The sequence below is a fragment of the Paraburkholderia sp. genome, assembly GCF_035948235.1.
Classification (GTDB): Bacteria; Pseudomonadota; Gammaproteobacteria; order Burkholderiales; family Burkholderiaceae; genus Paraburkholderia.
Window position 1 is genome coordinate 1 of sequence record NZ_DASZJJ010000069.1, and the last position, 23557, is coordinate 23557.

Here is a 23557-nt window from a genome sequence, read left to right on the forward strand (position 1 = left end):
CGCGCCGTCGCGTGGGCGAGCGGCTCGTCGCGGGCGGTGCGGATCGTGTCGAGCGCGTGCTAGACGCGCAGGATATCGACGCTCAGAACGCACTCGCCAATACGCTTTTCCACGGTGCGGAGCTGCGCGACCAGGGCTGGATTTCGGTGACGCTGCAGGGCTACGACTACCCCTCGGCTGGACGCTGCCCGGCGCTGGCGCTTGACGGCCTGTGCACGCTGCACGACGAGGGCAAACCCGCGCGCTGCACCGCCGTGCCGCTCGATCCGCTCGTGCCGGACCGCTGGCAGACGGTCGCGTTGGGCGCGCGGCGCGAAGGCGTGCGCGCGCTTGGTGCCGACTGCATTCGCGACGGGCTGGAGAAAGACGCCACGCCGCTGATCGATGGCGCACGCATTATCGATACGGCCGCGTTGGAGCGCGATCGCGCCGCGCTGGTGTTCGAGCGCAGGCTTTGGCGCGACGCGGTGGCTGCCGCGCTCGCAGCAGCCCCAGGCGCGCTTGCGGCTCTCAAGCCGGGCGGCCGCCTCACCATCGCGCCCGTGCCCGCGCTGCTGGCCGTGGCGCGGGTTTCGCCTGCCTGCCATGCGGCGGCGATCGACGTGACCCGCCAGCAACGCGCACTAATCGACGCCTATGTGAGCGCCGCGCTCGCCCGCCGCCGCCCCGACGAACGCGCCCTCACCCAGGAGCTGCGCGGCTTCGCACAGGCGCATGCACGCGCCTTCGACGAACTTTCACGCTCGCCCGCGTCAGCGGCACAACACGACCCCGCTTTCGCACGCGAAGTCGAAAACTGGCTCGGCTTGAGCTAGTCGCCCGGCCAAATTCCGGGCGAACGCCCCCGCCGCCCTTCGCGCCAGAAGGGTAAATACCGACAAAATCCCTTCGCGCCAGAAAGCAACCAGAAGGGCAGCCTTTCTTATACTGGCGACCAATCCCAGACTACCGGCCGCCCGCCTCGGGCCGCCGCAGCGCCGTCCATTACAAGGAGACACGCCCCCATGCCTTTTCGCGCCCAGCATCCCGGTCGCGCCCTGCTGCTCTGCCTCGCGCTTGGAGCGGCGGCGGCGGGCATCGGTGCGCCGGTATGGGCGCAGCCGGGGCAGGCCGCACCTGAGGCGGTTCCGCCGATCCGGCTGATGATGGGCGGCATGTCCAAGATCGTCTATCTGCCGGCCGTGCTGGCCGCGCGGCTGGGCTATTTCCGCGATGAAGGGCTCGATGTCCAGGTCGTCTCCGGCCCTGCGGGCATCGACACCTCCACGGAGCTGATCGCGGGCGCCATCGAGGGCGCAGTCGGCTTTTACGATCACACGCTCGATCTGCAAAGCCGTGGCCAGGATGTGCTCTCCGTCGTGGTATTCCAGCGCGCGCTGGGTCTGGCCGAACTGGCTTCGACGCGCGCCGAAGGCGGCCGCGCGCTGGCGCGTTCGGGATCGATGCGCGACGCCAAGGGTCGGCGTCTGGGTGTGACGGGCTTCGGCTCCTCCACCTGGGTGGTCACACGTTATCTGGCAGCAGGCGCGGGCGTCGCGCCCGGCGACTACACGATCGTGCCGCTCGCCACCGACACGCGCTTTATCGAGGCCATCGAACAAGGCAGCATCGACGCGGGCATGGTCGAGGAACCTACCGCCACGCGCCTGCTCTCGAGCGGCGCAGCGCAGATGGTCGCCGACATGCGCAGCGTCGAAGGCTCGCAGCGCTGGCTGGGCGGCCCGTATGCGGGCGCGTGCCTGTACATGCGGCGCGGCTGGGTGGACGCCCATCCGCACGAAACCGCACAACTCGTGCATGCGCTGGTGCGCGCGCTGCGCTACCTCGACACGCATTCCGCCCAGGCCATCGCCGCTACGCTGCCGCCCGAACTCACCGGCGCCGACCGCGCGGGCTATGTGCAGGCGCTCGCCGCGGCGCAGCCGGCGTTCTCGCGCGACGGCCAGATGCCCGAAGGCGCGCCGCAAACCGTGCTGCGCGTGCTGATCGCAGCCGGCTCGGGCGTGGCGGCGCGGCACATCGATCTCGCGAAAACCTATACCAATACCTTCGTCACGGGCGCGCAATCCGATGCGCCCAAGGGCGCGCCGTAGCAGACGCGGCCCGATTCCAGCCGAACCTGAAAACACCGAATGCAGCCACAAGGCGGGCGGTCCAGCGAACCGCTGCGGACCCGCTCGTCTCTCATCAAAGGATGTCCACCATGTCTACTGCCATCAACGCCGCACCGGGCGATTCGAAAGCGCGCACCGTGTTCCGCGCGGTCAGCGGCAACTTCCTCGAAATGTACGACTTCATGGTGTACGGCTATTACGCCGCCGCCATCGGCGCCGCGTACTTTCCGGCCGGCAACGAGTTCGTTTCGCTGATGCTCGCGTTTTCCGTGTTCGGCGCGGGCTTCCTGATGCGCCCGCTCGGCGCGATCGTGCTGGGCGCCTACATGGACCGCCACGGCCGCCGCAAGGGCCTCATCATGTCGCTCACGCTGATGGCGATCGGCACGATGTGCGTGGCCTTCGTGCCTGGCTACGCCACCATCGGCCTGCTGGCTCCGGCGCTCGTGCTGGTCGGCCGTCTGCTGCAGGGTTTCTCGGCAGGGGCGGAACTGGGCGGCGTGTCGGTGTATCTCGCCGAAATCGCCACCAAGGGCAATCGCGGTTTCTTCTGCGCGTGGCAGTCGGCCAGCCAGCAGGTGGCCGTGGTGTTCGCGGCGGCGCTTGGCGTGCTGCTCAACAGCGTGGTGCCCGCGCACGAGATGACGAGCTGGGGCTGGCGCGTGCCGTTCGTGATCGGCTGTCTGATCGTGCCCTTCCTGCTCTACATCCGCCGCACGCTGCGCGAAACCGACGAATTCGAAGCGCGCCGCCATCACCCTAGCCTGCGCGAAATCACCCGCGCGATCGTCGCCAACTACGGCATCGTGCTGGCAGGCATGGGCCTCGTCATCATGACGACGACCTCGTTCTACCTGATCACGGCCTACACCCCCACCTTCGGCAAGGTCGAACTCAAGCTCAGCTCGCTCGACGCGCTGCTGGTGACGGTGTGCGTGGGCGTCTCGAACTTCATCTGGCTGCCGATCGCTGGCGCCGTGTCGGACCGCCTCGGCCGCGCGCCGGTGCTGATCGCCTGCACCGTGCTCACCGTGTTCACGGCTTACCCGGCGATGCAGTGGCTGGTGGGCGCGCCATCGTTCGCCACGCTGCTGGTGGTCGAGCTGTGGCTTTCGACGCTCTATGCGTGGTACAACGGTGCGATGGTCGTCGCGCTGACCGAACTGATGCCGGTGCATGTGCGCACCACGGGCTTCTCCATGGCTTACAGCCTCGCGACGCTGGTGGGCGGTTTCACGCCCGCCATCTCCACCTGGCTGATCCACACGACCGGCGACAAGGCCGCGCCCGGTGCCTGGATGAGCGTCGCCGCCGTATGCGGCATGGTGGCGACCCTGTTCCTGTACCGCTCGAAGGCCACCCGCGAGCAGTACAAGACGGCCTGACCGTTCCCCAGTCAACCCGCTTGAATCCGCATGAGACTGCTGCTCGTCGAAGACAACGAACAACTCGCGCACTGGCTCGTGCGCACGCTGAGCGATGACGGCTTCATGATCGATCACGTCGGCGACGGCGAAGCCGCGGAAGATGCGCTGCGCGCCTCGACCTACGACGTGGTGCTGCTCGACCTCAACCTGCCACGCATGTCCGGCAAGGCGCTGCTGCGCCGCATGCGTGGGCGCGGCGACGCCACGCCCGTGCTGATCCTCACCGCCACGGGCGCGATCGACGAAAAAGTGGTGTGCCTGGGCGCGGGCGCCGACGACTACATCGTCAAGCCCTTCGACGCGCGCGAGCTGGTGGCGCGCGTCAAGGTGCTGGCGCGCCGCCAGGCGCCCTCGCGCTCGAACCGCATCCGCTGCGGCAACCTCCTCTACGACATGGACAGCCGCCGCTTCTACGTCGAAGAGGACGCGCTCACGCTCACGCCGCGCGAACATACCGTGCTGGAAACGCTGATCCTGCGCGCGAAAAAGACCGTATCGAAGGCCACGCTCGCGGAATCCGTGAGCGACGCCGATGCGCCCACCAGCGAGGACGCCATCGAAATCTACGTCTCGCGCCTGCGCAAGAAGCTCGAAAAGAGCACGGCGACCATCATCACGCTGCGCGGCCTCGGCTATCTGCTCGAAGATGCCGAAGCGGACGAATAAGCCCTCCCTGGCCCACTCCACCGGCCACCCACCAGGCGCCGGCCGCCCATGAGGCCCACCAATAGCCTGCGCGTACGCCTGCTGCTGTGGCTCGTGCTGCCGATGACCGTGTTCATCGCAGCGGCCGGGCTGATCACGCGCGGCAACGCGTGGCGCACGGCGAACCTGCTGCAGGACGATGCGCTGCTGTCGGCGGCGCGCGTGATGGCGGGCGACATCGGCTGGGAAGGCAATGCGCTGAGCGCGTCGATTTCGCCGAGCGCGATCGAGATCCTGCGCACGCCGCACCGCGATCAGGTGTTCTTCCGCGTGCAGGAAATCGGCGGCCCCATCATCGCGGGCACCTCGGATTTTCCGCAGCACGTGCCCGCTACCTCGCCGCAGTGGTACGACGCCCAGGTCAACGGCACGCCCATCCGCGCCGTCTCGCTGATCCGGCCGATGTACGACGCTGGCACGACGCGCCGCGTGATCGTCTCGGTCGGTCGCACACTGGACGAGCGCGACGCCATGGCGGGCGCGCTCTGGCGCCCGCAGATGTTCTATTTCGCGGGCATCGTCACGGCGGCGGTGATCCTGGTGTGCGTTGGCCTCACACTCGAACTGCGCCCGATCACGCGGCTGGCGCGCGGGCTGCCGCAGCGCGTGCGCACGTCCTCGCGCATGGCCTCCGTGCGTATCGACGTGGAGCCGCTGCGCACCGAACTACGGCCCATCGTTAGCGCGTTCAACGCCTGCCTCGATCTGATCGAGCGGCAGACGGCCATGCAGCGCCGCTTTATCGCCGATGCCGCGCATCAGTTGCGCACGCCGCTCACGCTGCTCGGCACACAGTTGCAGTACGCGCGCCGCCAGCAGGACCCCGAACGGCTGCACGAAACGCTCACGGCGATGCATCAGAGCAACCGCTCGCTCGTCGGGCTCACCAACCAGTTGCTCACGCTCGCGCAGGCGGAATCGGCGGATTACACGCAGTTCGAAGGGGTGAGCGTGGATATGCGCGCAGTCGCCACCGGCGTGATCGAACAACTCGCGCTGCTCGCGCAGCGCCGCCGCGTGGAACTGGTCGCCACGCTCGCGCCGCGCGCCGAGGTGATCGGCAACGAGCAACTGCTTTCGGTGCTGGTGTTCAATCTCGTCGATAACGCCATCCGCTATTCGCCCGAAGGCGGCACGGTGGCGGTGACGCTCACTGCCGGCGAGCACGCGAGCGTGCTGAGCGTGGCCGACGAAGGCGCGGGTATCGCCGACGCCCTGCGCGACAAGGTGTTCGAACCGTTCTTCCGCGCTTCGACCTTGCCGGGCAGCGGTCTGGGCCTTGCGATCGTGCGTGAGATCGCCCGCGCGCACGGCGCGGAGGTCCGGCTCGAACACGGCGCGCAAGGCCGCGGCACCGTGGCCGTGGTGGAGTTTGCGCAGCGCTGACAACCCGCGTTGCGCGCGTACTGCCGCACTTTCCCGACTGCCTTTCCGCCGCTTACCAACGCCCCCTGGACGCGCGCGATCGACATACGATGGCGCCAGACCAAATCTGTACCGATCAATACTCGGGGGCATTACATGACAATCAGCGTGGCCGCCGGCTCGAACGGCGGCTCCACTTCGTTCTACGCGCTCTGGACGTCGAAGCAGAATCCCGACGATGCGTCAGGCGACACGCTGCAGACGTCCGACGACGGGTCATCGGGACTCGACAGCAACTCCAGCGCCGAACCGCTCGCGCAGGCCGTTGCGGCCGCATTGAACTCGCTCGGCACGGACAGCGATAGCAACAGCGGCGCGGACGACGAATTCAGCGACCTCTCCGACGCCCCCGCCACCGCCGCCGACAAACTCGCCGCGCTCCAGCAGTTCCTGGGCTCGCTGTTCCAGGCGGCGGCGCAACAAGGCGACACGGTGGGCACGGCGGCCCCGGGCGAAATGACGTATAGCGGCGATCTGGCCTCGGCGGTGTCGGGGCTCGCGCAATCGGCTGCAGCATCGAACAATGCGGACAGCGATCTGGCCGCAAGCTACGACAACCTGCTCGAAACGCTAGGGGTGAATTCGGACGATCCGCTGGACGACGCCGCGATGGACCTGCAGCAGTTTCTCTCCACGCTCGCGAGCAATCTGCAGGCGCAGGGCGCCTCGTCCGCGAGCGGGCTGTTCATCGATACTTCGGTTTGATTCTGGCGGGGGCGCAACATGCCCCGGCTTCACGATGTCTCGGTGGTACCTGTCGCGCCGGGCGGTTTCGCCGGCGCGTTTTTTTGCCTCTTCGCGTTGCCCCTTCGCGCTTAGCCCGGAATATCCGTCAACGCTTCCGGCGCCTGCGACGGATCGGGCACGAACACATAGCCCTTGCCGCGCACGGTGTGGATATAACGCGGCGCGGTCGGATCGTCCTCCACCACGCGGCGCAGTCGCCAGATCGGCACATCGAGACTGCGTTCGCGAAATTCGCGCGCGTCGCGATGCACGATGTCGTGGATCAGCGTGCGCGTGAGCACCTTGTAAGGGTGCGTGGCGAAGATCTTGAGCAGCGCGAATTCGCTTTCGCGCAGCGGGATGAGCGTCTGATCGCGCGAAAGCGTGCGCATCGTGAAGTCGAGTTCGAACGGGCCGAACTGATAGCGTGTACGCACTTCGGGCGCGCTCGCCGTCGACGGTCCGCGCCGGCGCAGGATGTTCTGGATGCGCACCAGCAGTTCCTGCGGATCGAAGGGCTTGGGCAGATAGTCGTCCGCACCCAGCGTCAGGCCGCGAATGCGGTCGGTCACGCTGCCGCGCGCGCTCACGAAGATCACGGGAATATCGTCGCCGGACGCGCGTAAGGCGGCAATGGCTTCGAGACCGTCGGTCTGCGGCATCATGATATCCAGCACGACGATCGAGGGCCGTTCGCGTTCGAGGCGGCGCAGCAGATGCTTGCCGTCGTGCAGGACCGCCGTATCGAATTGATGCGAGCGCAGGAAACGGCTCAGCAGATCGCGCACGACGGGATCGTCGTCGACGATAAGGACACAGGGCTTCATGCGCGAATTTTATAGCAGCGTCCGTGCCCGCATGAGGCCTGTTTCCTTACCCTTTCTTTCCTTGCGCGCGCAACTTTCAGCCGCAGAACGTCAGGCCGGACAGCAGCGCCAGCAGCGCGGCGGGCGTGAGCCAGCCCGCGAATGCCACGGCGCTCGACATGATCAGTAATACCGCGATTGTCGCCGCGAGCCACGCGCGTTTCATGCGGGCTGCGGTGCGAGCGCATGGGCGCGCACGACGCGCCGGTCGTCGATCGGCAGATGCAGCAGGGCCGACAGCACGCCGAGCCAGATCGACCCATACCACAGCCATGCATAGGAATGCGTAATATCGAATACCACGCTGCCAAGCCAGACGCCGAAAAAGCTGCCCAGCTGATGCCCGAAGAATACGAAGCCGAACAGCGTGGCGATATACCGCACGCCAAACACCTGCGAGACGATGCCGTTGGTGAGCGGCACGGTGCCAAGCCACGTCAGCCCCATCACGAAGGCAAAGCCATAGAGACTGGCTGGCGTGAGCGGCAGCGCGATGAAAAGCGCCATCGCGGCGGCGCGCGTGAGGTAGATGCCCGAAAGCAGATATTTGCGACGCAGAAAGCCGCCCGCATAGCCGCACAGAAAGGTACCCGCCGTGTTGGCCAGCGCGATGATCGCAAGCGCCGTGCTCGCCTCGCGCGCGCTCATGCCGCGATCGAGCAGATATGCAGGCAGATGCGCGCCGATAAAAGCCAACTGGAAGCCACATGCGAAGAAGCCCAGATTGAGCAGCCAGAAACCGCGATGCGCAAGCGCTTCCCGGATGGCGGCGCGCATCGTGTGGCCTGCATGATGCAGTGCGGCGTTGCCTGCAGGCCGGTCGCGCAGGCAGGCCGCCAGCGGCGCGCTCACGAGCATCACCACCGCCAGCACGCCGATGGCCGACGCCCAGCCAATCGAGCCGATCATCCCTTGCGCGAGCGGCACCATCCAGAACTGCCCCAGCCCGCCGATGGTGCCCGCCACGCCCAGTGCCCAGCCGCGTTTATCGGCGGGAAAGAGCCGTGAGAGCGCGCCATAGACCGCGCCGAACGCCGTGCCCGACAGCGCGATGCCGACCAGCACGCCCACGCCGAAGGTATAGACGCCCACCGACGCCGCGTGTGCCATCACCGCAAGACCCAGCGCATAGAGCAGCGCGCCCGCGAAAATCACCCGCGCCGAGCCGAAGCGGTCCGCGATCATGCCGGTGAGCGGCTGCGCAAAGCCCCATAGGAGGTTCTGCAGCGCGAGCGCGAGGCCAAAGGTCTCGCGCGGCCAGCCCCGGTCCAGCGTCACCGGCAGGAGAAACAGGCCCTGCACATTGCGCACGCCCAGCGCCGCGCCCATCACGACGCCGCCCGCCACGACCAGCAGCCAGCGCTGCCGCCATACGTCTTCCGCTTGCCTCACCGCTGTCTCCTCGACGCTTGTCGCGACACGACTGGTCGCCGTGTACGCAGTAGAGCGCGCGCGAGGTGAACCGCTCAAGTGAGTTTTTGGCGGGCTTCGCATGATGCCGGCGCATGCGAATGCTAATTCAACGCAGCGTCAGGCCGAACGCGCCTCGTCGAGGATCCAGTCCACCACGGCGCTCACGTCGGCGCGCGGCGCGGCATCGGCCTGATGGAGCCAGTAGGCATAGCCGGTCGGCTCCGGTGGCCGCGCTGCGCCCGGCTCGCGGATCGCCACGAGCCGCCCGTCCGCCAGCATCGGCCCGACCAGCGCGAGACGGCCCAGCGCAATGCCGCGCCCCGCGAGCGCGGCCTGAATCACCTGGTCGTAGCGGTTAAAGCGCAGCACGCCGCGTGCGGGTTGCCCTTCGAGGCCGAGCGCACCCAGATGGTCGGGCCAGCGCAGCATCGGGCGGCGCGGGCCGTCGAATTCGAGCAGCACGTGACGCGCGAGCGTAGCCGCGTCGAGCGTCGCCACGCCGAGCGACGGATGCGCGACCGGCAGCACGTATTCCTCGTACAGCCGGTGCGCCGTGGCGAACCCGCCAGCCGAGGCGTTGGCAGGCGCGTAACGCAGGGCGAGATCGATGCCTTCGGCGCGCAGGTCGAGCACCTTGTCGGTAGCAGCCACGCGCAGGTCGATTTCGGGATGTCGATCCTGCAGCGCGCCCAGACGCGGCAGCAGCCAGAGCCCGGCCACGCCCAGGCTTGCCGTGATCGTCACGGGCTGGCGCACGCGCGGCTGCATCAGCGCATCGACGACATCCTGGAGTTGCGCGACCGCGCCTTCGGCGGCGCGGAAGAGGCACTCGCCTTCGGGCGTGAAGGTAATCGAGCGGTAGCCGCGATTGAGCAGCCGCACGCCCAGTTGCGTCTCCAGCGCATTGACCTGACGGCTCACGGCGGACTGTGTGAGGCAAAGATCCTCGGCGGCGAGCGTGATGCTCATGCGCCGCCCCACCGCGACGAAGCCGCGGATGAAATCGAGCGACGGCAGCTTGACGAGCGGAACTGACATGCGCGGTCCTCATGCGAACAATGCACGAAGATTGATTGAGCGCGGCGCGCAGGTCAAGTTCAATGGCAGGTGGCCTCATCTCCCCCGCACTCACATGACCTCATCGCAGACCGTCGCACCGCTATCGCTGCTCGCCGACGACGGCTTCACGCTCGGCGGCTTCGTCTGGCGGCGTCACAACCGCACCGTCGATGGCGCACCGCGCCCGCTCGTGATCGTCAACGCCGCGACTTCCGTGCGCTGCCGCTATTACTTTCGCTTCGCCGGCTGGCTGCATCGGCATGGCTGGGATGTCGTCGTGTACGACTATCGCGGTATCGGCGAATCGCGGCCTGCACGGCTGACCGGATTCGACGCCACCTGGCTCGACTGGGGCGTGCGCGATTTCGAAGCCGTGCTGCGTCATGCGGGCGAGGCGTTTCCCGGTCAGCCGATCGACGTGGTGGCGCATAGCATCGGCGGCTTCGTGACGGGGCTTGCGCCCTCGGGCGCGCGGATTCGCCGGGTGTTCACGGTCAGCGCGCAGTACGCGCACTGGCGCGACTACGCAGCGCGCAGCCGCCTGCCGATGCTGCTCAAATGGCATGTGGTCATGCCCGCGCTTGCGAGCTTGTACGGCTACTTTCCGGCGAAACGGCTGGGCTGGATGGAGGACACGCCGCGCGGCGTCGCGCTGGCGTGGAGCCGCAGCCGCGCGCGCTTCGAGGACACTTACGTGCGCGCGCCCATCGCGCGTGCCGCTGGCGAGCGCGCGGCGCTGGTCGAGCGCTTTGCGGCATTCGCCGCGCCAATCCTCGCCGTGAGCGTCACCGACGATCCCTTCGGCACCGTACCCGCCATCGAACGCCTGCTGAGCTACTTCACGCGCGCGCCGCGCACGCATCTGCGCATCGCGCCCGCGCAGATCGGCGTAAAAGAGATCGGGCATTTCGCGTTTTTCCATAGCCGCTTCGAAAACCACCTCTGGCCGCTCGCGTTGCACTGGCTGCGCACGGGCACGCTTGCGCCGCAAACACCCGGTGCTGTGATCTCCGCGCGCAACCTCCATGTCGATGTACCCGAGCACGCCACACAGTGAAATAGATCGATCGTTCTTTTTGAGAAAAATTCTGCTATCGTGCGTGGGCAGCGACCCTCCGAGGAGCCTTCATGAGCGCATCATTCGCCCACCGTTACGCGTACACCAACGGTATCCGCATGCACTACGTCGAGCACGGCGAAGGTCCGCTCGTGCTGCTCTGCCACGGCTGGCCCGAGTCCTGGTACTCGTGGCGCCACCAGATCGAGGCCATCGCGGCCGCCGGCTACCGCGTGGTGGCGCCCGACCAGCGCGGTTATGGCGACACCGAGGTGCCGCTCGAGACCGCTTCCTACGACATCCTCAATCTCACCGGCGACCTGGTTGGCCTCGTGCATGCGCTCGGCGAAACGCGTGCGATCCTGGCCGGGCACGACTGGGGCTCCATCGTCGCGGCCACGTCGGCGCTGCTGCGCCCCGATATGTTCCGCGCGCTCGCCTTGCTGAGCGTGCCGTATCTGCCGCGCTCGCGCGTGCGCCCGGCTGCGTATTTCCAGACTCACACGCTGGAGAAGCATTTCTATCAGGACTATTTCCAGCCGCCGGGCCGCGTCGAGCGCGAACTTGAGGAAAACATCCGTCAGTCGCTGCTGGGCATTTACTACACGGCGGGTGGCGAGAGCCGGAGGCATCCGGAACATCGGCGCAAAGGTTTTATCGGCTTTGAAAAGAACCTGCGTTTTGTCGATAGCCTCGCGTATCCGGATACGCTGCCGGGCTGGTTGTCCGCGACGGATCTCGACACCTTCGCCGCGCAGTTTGCGAAGAGCGGTTTTCGCGGGCCGATCGACTGGTATCGCAATCTCGACCGCAACTGGGCGCTCACGCCGTTTCTGGACGGCGCGCGCATCCAGCAGCCCACGCTCTTCGTCGCGGGCGAGCAGGACGGCGTTATTCACATGATGGCGAAGGCTTACGAGCAGTTGCAGGATCATGTGCCGCGTCTGACGAAGAAGGTTCTGTTGCCGGAGGCGGGGCACTGGATCCAGCAGGAACGGCCCGAGGAAGTGAATGCGCTGCTGCTGGAATTTTTGCGTGATCCGGCGGTGCGCGAGGGGCGGTGATGTTGGGGTGGGGTGAACGGCACGGGTAGCAAATGAAGGGGACGTTCGCGTCCCTTTTTTCATCGCCGGAGTGGTTGCATGAACGGGGTACACAAACGGGTTGCACAAACCGTAACATCACGATATAAATGCAAATCATTCTTATTTATGCCGCATGTATCAGCCGATCGGTAACGGTCAGCGGCGCGGGGAAAAGGGGTTTGCTCGATGTCCGCCGTCCTGATCGACGCGCAACAGCAGGTGCACGCGCTCTATCGCGACCATCACGGCTGGCTGCATAGCTGGCTGCGCCGCAAGCTGGGCGATGCCTTCGAGGCCGCCGATCTCGCCCACGACACCTTCCTGCGCATCCTCAGCGCGCACGACCGTCTGGGCGCACCCGATCTGCCGGAGCTTCGCGAGCCGCGCGCATATCTCACCACGGTCGCGCGCCGCGTGCTGCTCAACCACTACCGACGCCTATCGCTCGAACAGGCGTTTCTCGCGGCGCTCGCGCAACTGCCGGAACCGCAGGCGCCATCCGCCGAAGAACGCTTCGTGATCCTCGAAACGCTCCATGAAGTCGATGCCATGCTCGACAGTCTCGCGCCGAAGGTGCGCATGGCTTTCCTGCTCGCGCAGCTCGAAGGGCTGACCTATGCAGAGATCGCCGAACGCCTCCAGGTCAGCCTGCGCACCGTTAAACGCTACATGGCCGATGCGTTCGAAGCCTGCCTGATGATCGCGCTGTGAACGCACGCGCCGATCACCCCGCCGACGACGATCACCGTCCGCTGGAGCGCGCCGTGGCGCGCGCGGCGGCCGAATGGCTCGTGCGTCTGGCCGACAACCCCACGCCCGAGGATATCGACGCCTGCATGCGCTGGCGCGCCGCGCATCCGGAACACGCGCGCGCGTGGCGTCGCGCCGAACGGCTCAACGCGAAGTTCGACGTGCTGCCCGCGAAGGTGGGCATGTCCGCGCTCGCGCGCGCCGAGCGCGGCAAATCGCGTGCGGCAATCGATCAGTCACGCCGCCGCGCTGCGCTCAAAACCCTCAGTCTGCTGCTGGTGGCGGGGCCCACGGGCTGGCTCGCGTGGCGCACGACGCCGTGGCGCGTCTGGTGCGCCGACGCGCGCACGGGCACCGGCGAGCGCCGCACGCTGGTGCTCGCCGATGGCACGCGCCTCGACCTGAACACGGCCAGCGCAATCGACGTGGCGTTCGACGCCCGTGAACGACGCGTGCGCCTGGACGCAGGCGAGATCCTCGTGGAAACCGCACCCGATCCGCAAACGCCCGCGCGCCCCTTCATCGTGCAGACCGACGACGGGCGCCTCCGCGCGCTCGGCACGCGCTTTATCGTGCGCGATGTGCATGAGCTGGGCGGCGACAACGGCACGCAGGTGGCCGTATTCCACGGCGCGGTGGAAGTCACGCCCGCCGACGCGCCGCATCTCGCGCGAATTGTTAGCGCGGGCGAGCAGACGCGCTTCACGGCCACCAGCATCGATGCGCTCACAAGCGCCGATCCGCATGGCGCCGACTGGACGCGCGGCGTGCTGTTCGCGCAGCGCGTGCGCCTGGCGGATTTCCTCGACGAATTGAGCCGCTACCGGCCAGGCCTCGTGCGCTGCGATCCGGCGGTCGCAGATCTGCCGATTTCCGGCGCGTTCCAGCTCGCCGATACCGACAACATCCTCGCCGCGCTGCCCGAGACGCTGCCTGTGCGGGTGATCTGGCGTACGCGCTACTGGGTGACCGTGGTGCCGGGTTCTCAGCCTGAGCAAACAAGCGGCACGGCCTGAACTTTCTTCCTCCTTCGGCGCGCTTAAAAAAATTCGCGCGCCCGTGTCCCCTTTCCTGATTTCGCGTGTCAAGCACGTATCAACCGATTCAACACACACCGCCTGATCAGGAGTTTCCATGTCTGCACGCCGGCCCCGCCGCGCCATTCAATCCGTGGCGCGCCCCGCCGCCCGCCAGCGCTTTGCCATGTTCGCTTCACACAGCACAACCCGCAGCGCAACCCGCAGCGCCGCCGTCGCGCTGGCGCTGCGCGCCATTCCGGCCAGCCTCGCTTTGGGTAGCCTTTGCGCCACTCCGGCAGCGTTTGCCGCACAAGCCGCTTCAACCTCCGCCGCCGCCAGCAAGCCGTATAACGTGCCCGCTGGCCCGCTCGGCACCGCGCTCTCCGACTTCGCGGTGCAGGCGGGCGTGACGGTGCAACTCGATGCACGCCTCGTCGATGGACTCGCCAGTCCTGGCCTGCACGGCAGTTACTCGGTGGCCGACGGCTTCGGCAAGCTGCTGGCCGGCACGAAACTGGAAATCGCACAAAGCAGCACTGGCGTGTGGCTCGTGCGCCCGCGCGCAGTTGCAGCCGATACCCCCGCCGCCGATACCACACTGCCCGCCGTGAAGGTCGCTGCGCAAAACGACAGCCCTTACGGCCCGACCGAAGGCGTGGTCGCCAAATGGAGTTCGACGGGAACCAAGACCGGCACGCCCATCGTCGAAGCCCAGCAATCGATCTCCGTGGTCACGCGCGACCAGATGAACGAGCAGAACGCGCAGACGCTCAACGCGGCCGTGCGCTACGAAGCGGGCGTCACGACCGAAACGCGCGGCGGCGTCGCCACGCGTTACGACATGCTCAACATTCGCGGTTTCAGCGCCGACACTTACTGGAACGGCCTCAAGCAGATCCAGAACGGCATGTATTCGGTGCCGCAGGTCGATCCGTATCTGATGGACCGCATCGACGTGCTGCGCGGTCCGGTTTCCGTGCTCTACGGCCAGGCGAGCGCGGGCGGTCTGATCAACCAGGAGAGCAAGCTGCCGACCATGCAGCCGTACCACGAAGTGGGCGTCGAGTTCGGCAACGATCGCCATCAGCAGGCGACCATGGACTTCTCCGGCCCGATCGCCGGTGACCAGCACTACCTCTATCGCTTCACGGCGATCGGCCGCCAGGAAGACGGTCAGGTCGAAAGCACGCGCAACGAGCGCGTGGCCGTGGCGCCCTCGTTCACCTGGCGCCCCGACGACAAGACCACGCTTACGCTCTACGCGCTCTATCAGCGCGATCCGGCCAGCACTTCATATGGCAGCGTGCCCGCTGTCGGCAGCGTGCTGTTCAATCCGCTCGGCACGATTGGCCGCAGCTTCTATGACGGCGAGGCCAGCTTCGAGCGCTTTAGCCGCACCCAGGAAGCAGTGGGTTATCAGTTCGAGCACGCACTGGACAATACGTGGAAGGTGCGTTCGAACGCCCGCTACTATCACATCAGCCAGGACTACGCGAGCGTCTACGGAAGCGGCCTGGAAGACGACTACCGCACGCTCGACCGCAGTTCGATCGTCTCGAACGACGAGACAAATTCGTTTGCCATCGACAATCAGGTGGAAGGCAACTTCTCCACTGGCCCGGTCGATCACACGGTGCTTGCCGGTTTCGATTACCAGCACATGGCGACCAACTATGCGGTGGGCTACGGCAGCGCCCCCTCGATCGACGTGTTCAATCCCGTCTATGGCGCTGCCGTCGAATCGCCCGCACTCACGCGAACCCAGGCGAGCAGCAACCAGTACGGTGTGTACGCACAGGACCAGCTGCGCTACAAAAAGATGCTGGTGACGCTGGGCGTGCGCCAGGACTGGGCCAACACGGTCACCAACGGCATCACCGACAACACGCGCCAGTGGCAGAACGATCACGCCTTTACGTGGCGTGGCGGCATCAGCTATCTGTTCGATAACGGCATCGTGCCGTATTTCAGTTATTCGGAGTCCTTTGTTCCGCAGTCCGGCACCGACATCAACGGCAAGGCCTTCGATCCCGAGCGCGGCCGCCAGTACGAACTGGGCATCAAGTATCAGCCGAAGCATTACAACGCGCTGTTCACCGCGGCGATCTTCGATCTCACGCGCAAGAATCTGCTGACCACGGACGCCAACAATCCGAACTATTATTCCGAGGCGGGCGCAGCGCGCTCGCGCGGCGTGGAACTGGAAGCGAAAGTGAGCCTCACGCGCTCGCTCGATGTTTCCGCCAGCTACACGTACCTCAGTACGATTTACACGAAGGACAACAGCGGCCTGCAGGACAAGCACCTGGCCGCGATTCCGTCGAACCAGGCGTCGCTCTGGGCCTATTACACGATTCATGGCGGCCCGCTCGCGGGACTGTCGTTCGGCGGCGGCGGCCGTTATACGGGCGCGACCTATAGCACCGACAACAGCTTCCAGGTGCGCAGCTTCTTCCTGGTCGATGCGGCATTGCGCTATGACCTGGGTTACGCGATTCCGCGCTTGAAAGGCGCGGAGGTTTATGTCAACGCGCAGAATCTGTTGAACAAAACTTACGTGGCGTCGTGCTATTACGGCAACTACTGTGCGTATGGTTACGGCCGTCAGGTATTTGCAGGCTTGAATTACCGCTGGTAAATGCAATAGTCCATTGCGGATTATTTTCATGTTCACGCGTTATATGACACGGCTGTCATTTAACGCGCGAACAGCCCTGTTTTTACAGCCTCCGCGCCGCACCGCCCCACCTTCTGCACAGGCGTAAATCTCCTCTCCTCTCGCCGTTTTTTAAATTAGTTTTCATGTTGAGTGAGCGGCAACTTAAAACACCGATGCCGGGCCGGAACCGATAATTCCTTCCAGTTTCTGGACTGCGAGGAATGCACCATGCAAAAGCCGATGTCGGTCGAACTCATCAATGAATATGGCGAACACGCGGTCAGCGTGAACATCGACGGCCATGCCGCGCTGCTCGATACGGCCGATGTGGACGGCCTCATCGAAGAGCTGAGCAAACTGCGCGCGCAGATGCGGCCCGCCGTGCCCGAACAGCCTTTGCGCTCGCATCAGTACGTGCTCGAAATCGATCCGTGCTGGTACACCGAACGCAACCCGCTGTTTGATGGCGCGGTGGTGTTTCTGCGCCATACCGGCCTGGGCTGGGCCGGTTTCGCCATTCCCACCGAAAGCATGCAGCGCCTGAAAGACGCACTGAGCGCGCACGAAGCCGCCGCGCAGCGCGAGGCGCGCATTCCCATGCACGCGTTGCCGAATTAGGCATCGCGTGGCGCAGCGGAATAATCTGCCGCGCCAACCGTTCAACTCGTGAATCAGGACCCGCGCGCAGCACGAGCGGGCAAGCGCCGTCATGCGTGATCTTTCACGCGTGCGCTGAACCCGTTCGTCCCTTCCATTCAGGGCATGCTGCGCGCCGCCCTGAGCATTCTCGCCTTTACCGGCACGGACTCGCCACATGAACCAGCTACAAGCCATGCGCGTTTTCACGCGCGTTGTCGATCTGAGCAGCTTCAGCCTCGCGGGCAAACAACTCGGCATGTCCGCGGCAGCGGTCACGCGCAGCGTCGGCATGCTCGAAGCGCATCTGAACATGCGCCTGTTGAATCGCTCCACGCGCAGCCTCTCGCTGACCGAAGCGGGCCGACTCTATCTGGACGGCTGTCGCGCCGTCATCGACAAGCTCGACGAAGTGGAATCGGAACTCGTACGCGCCACGCGCGACCCGAGCGGCGTGCTGCGCATTGCCGCGCCCTCGGTGTTCGCCAGCGGCGCGCTGAGCACGCTGCTGGGCGCGTATCGCGGCGTGAATCCGCGCGTGGATTTCGATGTGACCGCTTACGACAGCCACATCGACATGATCGAAGGCGGTTTCGACGTGTGCTTCGCCACCGACCGCCAGCAGGTCAACGCGTCGCTCGTAAGCCGCAAGCTCACCTCGGTGAAGGAACTGGTCGTCGCCACGCCCGCCTATCTCTCGCGCAAGGGCATGCCGCGCGCGCCCGCCGATCTCGCGCAGCACGATCTGCTCGCGGTCTCGGATGCGCCGCGTAGCTGGGAATTCGCCAATGCCGAAGGCGTGCAGCGCGTGAGCGTCAACGGCCCGCTCACGGCCAGTGGCTACGCCACCGTGCGCGCAGCAGCGCTGGCCGATATGGGTGTGGCGCTATTGCCGCTGCCGCTCGTCGCCGACGATATCGCGCGCGGCGTGCTGTTGCCCGTGCTCAACGCGTATGACGTGAACGGCGGCATGCAGCATGTCTCGATCGTTTACTCGGGCCGCAATTACCTCACGATGAAAGTGCGCAGCTTTATCGACTTCGCAGTCGAACAGTTCCGCTCGCATCCCTCGCAGACGCACCACATTCCCGCAGCGCACGCGATGCCGCATACGTTGCGCGCCGTGGCGCAGTTTGCCGCCTGATTTGCCGCGTGATCATCCAGTCACGACACATCGAAAACCATGCCCAGAATATTGACCATCGAAGACGACGCCGTGACGGAACAGAGCGTCGTCCCCACCCTTGCCTCGACGGGCTTTACCGTCGATGTCGCGCGCTCCGGCCGTGAAGGCATCGCCATGGTGATGGCCGGCGACTACGACGTGGTCGCCCTTGAGCGCCGCCTGCCCGATCTCGACGGCCTCACCATCGTCACCACCATGCGCGGCGTAGGCATCGAAACGCCGGTGATCGTCATGAGTTCCACCACGGGCGTCGAAGAACGCATTCAGGGCCTGCGTGCCGGTTGCGACGATTACCTCACGCGGCCTTTTTCGATCGATGAGATGTCCGCGCGCGTGGAAGCGCTCGTGCGCCGCCGCACGCGTCCGGTCGCGGCTGAAACCGTGTTGCGTGTAGGACCGATCGAACTCGATCTGGTCAAGCGCAAGCTCACCTGCCGCGACAAGCTGCTGCGCCTGCGCCCCACCGAATTGCGCGTGCTCGAATTCATGATGCGCCACGCGGGCCAGGTGCTCACGCGCACGATGATTTTTGAAGGCGTTTGGGGCGGGCGTTTCGATCCCGGCACCAACCTCGTGGATGTGCACGTTGGCAGGCTGCGCAATCGCGTGGATACGCCCGGAGAGCCTTCACTGATTCGCACGATACGCGGCTCGGGTTATCTGCTGGGTTGAACAATTGAATGCAATAGCGAATAAAAGTTTTTATTCGGAATTTCGTTGTCCTTTTTGTTAAAAAAACCAGTCGATAAATAAAACTTCTTTCATCTGTCTGGTTGCTGGACGTTACACCCCGCCCGCCACAATACCGGCGTCGGTTCCTCCGTAGTTTCCCGTACTTTCCTCGCTTTTTTCGCGCTATTTTGGCGCACCAGTACGCGACGGGAACCGGCGCCGATGTTCTGAACGGAGCCCCTTCTGATGCTGAAAATCGTCCGGCTGGCCTTGAACCGACCGTACACGTTCATCGTGCTGGCCCTCTTGATCCTGATCGCTGGCCCGCTCGCTGCGTTACGCACGCCAACCGATATCTTTCCGGATATCCGAATTCCCGTGATCAGCGTGGTGTGGAATTACGCCGGTCTGCAACCCGACGACATGTCGGGCCGTATCGTCACCTATTACGAGCGCACGCTCGGCACGACCGTCAACGATGTGGCCCACATCGAATCGCAGTCGTTCCGCGGCTACGGCATCGTGAAGATCTTCTTCCAGCCGACCGTGGACGTGCGCACGGCCACGGCGCAGGTGACCTCGGTTTCGCAGACCGTGCTCAAGCAGATGCCGCCTGGCACCACACCGCCGCAAATTCTCAACTACAACGCGTCCACGGTGCCAGTGCTGCAGCTTGCGCTCACGAGCGACAAGCTCAACGAGCAGCAACTCGGTGACTACGCAACCAATTTCATCCGGCCGCAATTGCTGTCGGTGCCGGGCGTGGCAATTCCGACGCCTTACGGCGGCAAGACGCGCGAAGTGCAGATCGACCTGAATCCGCAGGCATTGCAGGCGCGCAAGCTGTCCGCGCAGGACGTGGCGAATGCGCTCGCGCAGCAGAACCAGATCATTCCGGCAGGCACGCAGAAGATCGGCGAGTTCGAATACAACGTGCGCCTGAACAACAGCCCGCTCACGATCGACGCGCTCAACAATCTGCCGATCAAGACGGTGGATGGCACCGTGATCTATATGCGCGACGTGGCGCACGTACGCGACGGCTATCCGCCGCAGGGCAATATCGTGCGCGTGGACGGCCACCGCGCGGTGCTGATGTCGATCCTCAAGAACGGCTCGGCGTCCACGCTCGACATTATCGCGGGCGTGAAGGCCAAGCTGCCGCTGATCGAACAGTCGTTGCCGCCCAGCCTCAAGCTCGTGCCGCTGTCCGACCAGTCGGTGTTCGTGAAGGGCGCCGTGAGCGGCGTGGCGCGCGAAGGCATCATCGCGGCGGCGCTCACCTCGGCCATGATCCTGCTGTTCCTGGGTAGCTGGCGTTCCACGCTCATCATTGCGGCGTCGATTCCGCTTGCCGTGCTCGCGGCCATCGCGGGTCTCGCGGCCTGCGGCGAAACGCTCAACGTGATGACGTTAGGGGGGCTCGCGCTAGCGGTGGGTATTCTCGTCGACGATGCCACCGTGACGATCGAAAACATCAACTGGCATCTTGAACAAGGCAAGGACGTAAGAAGCGCGATTCTCGACGGCGCGGCGCAGATCGTCATGCCCGCGCTGGTGTCGCTGCTCTGTATCTGTATCGTGTTCGTGCCGATGCTGCTGCTCGACGGCATTGCGCGCTACCTCTTCGTGCCGATGGCCGAGTCGGTGATCTTCGCGATGATCGCCTCGTTCATTCTCTCGCGCACCTTCGTGCCGATGATGGCGCGCTATCTGCTCAAGCCGCACACTTCGCAAGGTCATGCATCGGGCGAACTTGCCGCGGTCATGGCGCCGCATGGCGCGCACGATCACGTTGCGCCCTCGCGCAATCCGCTGGTGCTTTTCCAGCGCGGTTTCGAGCGTCGTTTCGAGCGCATCCGCGCGGGCTATCGCGGCGTGCTGGGTCTTGCGCTCACGCATCGCAAGGGCTTTATCGTGGGCTTTCTTGCGATCGTGATGCTGTCGTTCGCGCTGGTGCCTTTCCTTGGCCGCAACTTCTTCCCGAATATCGATTCGGGTGAAATCGAAATTCACGTGCGCGCGCCCATTGGCACGCGTGTGGAAGAAACCGCCGATCTCTTCGACCATATCGAAGACACGGTGCGCCATGCGATTCCCGCCGATCAGCTCACGAGCATCATCGACAACATCGGCCTGCCGAACAGCGGTATCAACCTGACGTACAACAATAGCGGCACGATCGGGCCGCAGGACGGCGACATCATGATTTCGCTCGGCGAAAATCATGCGCCTACCGCCGACTACGTCAAACAGTTGCGCACGCAACTTCCTCGTCTGTTCCCCGGCACCACGTTCTCGTTCCTGCCGGCCGACATCGTCAGCCAGATCCTGAACTTCGGTGCGCCCGCGCCGATCGACGTGCAGGTGAGCGGCCCGAACATGGAAGCGAACAAGAAGTACGCCAATGAACTGCTGCGACTGGTCGCGAAAGTGCCGGGCGTGGCCGATCCGCGCATCCAGCAGGCGTCCACCTACCCGCAGTTGACCGTGGCCGTGGACCGTTCGCGTGCCGATGAACTCGGCATTACCGAGCAGGACGTGACGAACTCCGTGGTGGCGAGTCTTTCGGGCACGAGCCAGGTGTCGCCTACTTACTGGCTTAATCCGAAGAACGGCGTGTCGTATCCGATCGTCGCTCAGACGCCGCAATACCGCATGACCACGCTGTCCGATCTGCAGAACCTGCCGGTCACCAGCAAAACGGGCGGCTCGCAGATTCTCGGCGGCATTGCCACGATCACGCGCGGCACCGCCGACGCCGTGGTCTCGCACTACAACATCATGCCGCTGTTCGACATCTACGCGACCACCCAGGGCGCCGATCTGGGCGCCGTGGCCTCGCAGATCCAGCAGGCGATCCATGCGACCGCCAAGGACGTGCCGAAGGGCTCGACCGTGACGATGCGCGGCCAGGTGCAGACCATGAACAGCGCGTTCACGGGCCTGCTGCTCGGTCTCGCGGGTGCGGTGCTGCTGATCTATCTGCTGATTGTCGTGAACTTCCATTCGTGGGCCGACGCGTTCGTGATCGTCTGCGCGCTGCCGGCCGCACTCGCGGGCATCGTCTGGATGCTATTCACCACGCACACGCCGCTGTCCGTGCCAGCGCTCACCGGCGCGATTCTGTGTATGGGCGTGGCGACCGCCAACGCGATTCTGGTGGTGTCGTTCGCCCGTGAACGGCTGGCCGCCACCGGCGACGCGCTGCGCGCCGCAATGGAAGCGGGCTTCACGCGCTTCCGTCCGGTGCTCATGACCGCGCTCGCGATGATCATCGGCATGGCGCCGATGGCGCTTGGCATGGGCGACGGCGGCGAACAGAACGCTCCGCTTGGCCGCGCCGTGATCGGCGGCCTGATCTGCGCGACCTTCGCGACGCTGCTGTTCGTGCCCGTGGTGTTCAGCCTCGTGCACCGCAATGACCGCAATGACGGCGATGGTGACGAAGGCAACGACGACCCGCACGCCACGGAGCCGCGCGCCACCATCCCCACTCTGGAACAAACCGCCCTCGAGGGAGAATCCCATGTCCACTGAAGTCGACATCGCCCCGCCGCAATCGCTGCGCCACCTGAAGTCCGTCGCCGCCGTGGCGTTGATGGTCGCCGCCGGGATCGTCTCCGGCGGGCTGTTCAGCCGCGTGCACGCACATCAGGAACTCACGTCCTGGACCGACGCGCAGGCCGTGCCCACCGTCGCGACCGTGATGCCCCAACCCAGCCCGGCTTCGCAGACGCTCGTGCTGCCGGGTCACCTGGCCGCGTATATCAACGCGCCGATCTACGCCCGCGTGTCCGGCTACCTGCACGCCTGGTACGCGGATATCGGCACACATGTGAAGGCGGGCCAATTGCTCGGCGTGATCGATACGCCGGATCTCGACCAGCAGTTGCAGCAGGCCAACGCCGATCTGCAAAACTCGGTTGCCAATGAAAAACTCGCGGCCACCACGGCCAAACGCTGGACCGAAATGCTCAAGCAGGACTCGGTCTCGCAACAGGATGCCGACGAAAAGACCTCGGACCTGATCGCCAAGCAGGCCACGGTGGAAGCGAATCAGGCGAACGTGCGCCGCCTCGAAGCGCTCGAATCGTTCAAGCGCCTGACCGCGCCGTTCGACGGCGTGGTGACGGCCCGCAAGACCGACGTGGGCGCGCTCATCAACGCGGGCAGCGGCAGCGGCCCCGAGCTCTTCACGGTGTCGGACGCGAGCCAGTTGCGTGTCTACGTGAGCGTGCCGCAGAGCGATGCGGCGTCGATCAAGCCCGGCATGCATGCCACGCTAACGGTGCCGGAGCGCCCCGGCATGACGTTCGATGCGAAGCTCGTCGATACCGATCAGTCGATCTCGGCCGATTCGGGCACGATGCTGGTGCAGCTCGCCGTCGATAACAAACAGGGCACGCTGTTCCCGGGCGAGTACACCGAAGTCCATCTGGCGATTCCGGGCGACGCGCACGCGCTCTTCGTGCCCGCGAGCGCCCTGATCTTCCGCGCGCACGGCATGCAGGTGGCCGTGGCCGGCGCCGACCACAAGGTGCAGTTGCGCGACGTGACGATCGGCACCGATCTTGGCACGCGCGTGCAGATCATCCAGGGTCTGCAGGCCGGCGAGCGTGTGATCGACAATCCGCCCGATTCGCTCGCGAACGGCGACGTGGTGCGTCTCGCCGCCACCGAGGCGACCAACACCGCCAGCGCCACCAGCGCGTCGCACGATGCGGAGCGCGCGCATGGTTAAGCGGTTTTCTCTGC

Annotated in this window: 20 protein-coding genes; 16 read left to right on the plus strand and 4 right to left on the minus strand. The window is 65.5% G+C overall.

Annotation, left to right across the window (positions count from 1 at the left end; all coding sequences use genetic code 11):
• The 6 genes from VG320_RS04675 to VG320_RS04700 all read left to right on the plus strand — a co-directional run.
• A partial coding sequence (locus VG320_RS04675) for a flagellin N-methylase (protein ID WP_327198977.1) occupies positions 1–815 on the plus strand: 815 nt, incomplete at its 5' end.
• Positions 816–1004: 189 nt separating this feature from the next.
• Positions 1005–2093 carry an ABC transporter substrate-binding protein gene (locus VG320_RS04680; protein ID WP_327198978.1) on the plus strand — a complete coding sequence of 363 codons (1089 nt, stop codon included), beginning with the start codon at positions 1005–1007 and terminating at the stop codon, positions 2091–2093.
• Positions 2094–2203: 110 nt separating this feature from the next.
• Positions 2204–3499 carry an MFS transporter gene (locus tag VG320_RS04685; RefSeq protein WP_327198979.1) on the plus strand — a complete coding sequence of 432 codons (1296 nt, stop codon included), beginning with the start codon at positions 2204–2206 and terminating at the stop codon, positions 3497–3499.
• Positions 3500–3529: 30 nt separating this feature from the next.
• A complete protein-coding gene (locus tag VG320_RS04690; RefSeq protein ID WP_327198980.1) occupies positions 3530–4207 on the plus strand; it encodes a response regulator transcription factor in 678 nt (225 codons plus the stop codon).
• 48 nt (positions 4208–4255) lie between these two features.
• Positions 4256–5632: a sensor histidine kinase gene (locus VG320_RS04695; RefSeq protein ID WP_327198981.1), complete on the plus strand. Its 1377-nt coding sequence runs from the start codon at positions 4256–4258 to the stop codon at positions 5630–5632.
• 135 nt (positions 5633–5767) lie between these two features.
• Positions 5768–6376, plus strand: a complete 609-nt coding sequence (locus VG320_RS04700) for a hypothetical protein (protein ID WP_327198982.1) — start codon at positions 5768–5770, stop codon at positions 6374–6376.
• Positions 6377–6486: 110 nt separating this feature from the next.
• Here VG320_RS04700 and VG320_RS04705 read toward each other — a convergent pair whose 3' ends face one another.
• From VG320_RS04705 to VG320_RS04720, 4 genes are all read right to left on the minus strand, one after another.
• Positions 6487–7224 (minus strand): response regulator, encoded by a 738-nt coding sequence (locus VG320_RS04705; protein WP_327198983.1) that lies wholly within the window; start codon positions 7222–7224, stop codon positions 6487–6489.
• Positions 7225–7300: 76 nt separating this feature from the next.
• Positions 7301–7429: a hypothetical protein gene (locus VG320_RS04710; RefSeq protein WP_327198984.1), complete on the minus strand. Its 129-nt coding sequence runs from the start codon at positions 7427–7429 to the stop codon at positions 7301–7303.
• Positions 7426–8655: an MFS transporter gene (locus VG320_RS04715; protein ID WP_327198985.1), complete on the minus strand. Its 1230-nt coding sequence runs from the start codon at positions 8653–8655 to the stop codon at positions 7426–7428. The genes VG320_RS04710 and VG320_RS04715 overlap by 4 nt, the downstream gene beginning before the upstream one ends.
• A gap of 138 nt (positions 8656–8793) precedes the next feature.
• Positions 8794–9714: a LysR substrate-binding domain-containing protein gene (locus tag VG320_RS04720; protein ID WP_327198986.1), complete on the minus strand. Its 921-nt coding sequence runs from the start codon at positions 9712–9714 to the stop codon at positions 8794–8796.
• Between the two features lie 94 nt (positions 9715–9808).
• Between VG320_RS04720 and VG320_RS04725 the strand changes: the two genes are divergently transcribed.
• The 10 genes from VG320_RS04725 (at position 9809) to VG320_RS04770 (ending at position 23543) form a co-directional block, all read left to right on the plus strand.
• On the plus strand, positions 9809–10792 hold the full coding sequence (locus tag VG320_RS04725) for an alpha/beta fold hydrolase (RefSeq protein WP_327198987.1): 984 nt from the start codon (positions 9809–9811) through the stop codon (positions 10790–10792).
• 71 nt (positions 10793–10863) lie between these two features.
• Positions 10864–11856: an alpha/beta hydrolase gene (locus tag VG320_RS04730; protein ID WP_327198989.1), complete on the plus strand. Its 993-nt coding sequence runs from the start codon at positions 10864–10866 to the stop codon at positions 11854–11856.
• 207 nt (positions 11857–12063) lie between these two features.
• Positions 12064–12588, plus strand: a complete 525-nt coding sequence (locus tag VG320_RS04735) for a sigma-70 family RNA polymerase sigma factor (RefSeq protein WP_327198990.1) — start codon at positions 12064–12066, stop codon at positions 12586–12588.
• Positions 12585–13643, plus strand: a complete 1059-nt coding sequence (locus tag VG320_RS04740; protein WP_327198991.1) for a FecR domain-containing protein — start codon at positions 12585–12587, stop codon at positions 13641–13643. The genes VG320_RS04735 and VG320_RS04740 overlap by 4 nt, the downstream gene beginning before the upstream one ends.
• Before the next feature lie 118 nt (positions 13644–13761).
• On the plus strand, positions 13762–16284 hold the full coding sequence (locus VG320_RS04745; protein ID WP_327198992.1) for a TonB-dependent siderophore receptor: 2523 nt from the start codon (positions 13762–13764) through the stop codon (positions 16282–16284).
• Positions 16285–16533: 249 nt separating this feature from the next.
• Complete coding sequence (locus VG320_RS04750; RefSeq protein ID WP_027818190.1) at positions 16534–16923, plus strand: hypothetical protein; 390 nt, start codon at positions 16534–16536, stop codon at positions 16921–16923.
• A gap of 196 nt (positions 16924–17119) precedes the next feature.
• On the plus strand, positions 17120–18085 hold the full coding sequence (locus tag VG320_RS04755) for a LysR family transcriptional regulator (RefSeq protein WP_327198993.1): 966 nt from the start codon (positions 17120–17122) through the stop codon (positions 18083–18085).
• Positions 18086–18124: 39 nt separating this feature from the next.
• Positions 18125–18799: a response regulator transcription factor gene (locus VG320_RS04760; RefSeq protein WP_205984503.1), complete on the plus strand. Its 675-nt coding sequence runs from the start codon at positions 18125–18127 to the stop codon at positions 18797–18799.
• A 246-nt stretch (positions 18800–19045) separates the two neighbouring features.
• Positions 19046–22339 carry an efflux RND transporter permease subunit gene (locus tag VG320_RS04765; RefSeq protein ID WP_327198994.1) on the plus strand — a complete coding sequence of 1098 codons (3294 nt, stop codon included), beginning with the start codon at positions 19046–19048 and terminating at the stop codon, positions 22337–22339.
• Entirely contained in the window at positions 22329–23543 is a 1215-nt protein-coding gene (locus VG320_RS04770; RefSeq protein WP_327198995.1) for an efflux RND transporter periplasmic adaptor subunit, read from the plus strand. Before VG320_RS04765 ends, VG320_RS04770 begins: the two co-directional genes overlap by 11 nt.
• Positions 23544–23557: the final 14 nt, after the last annotated feature.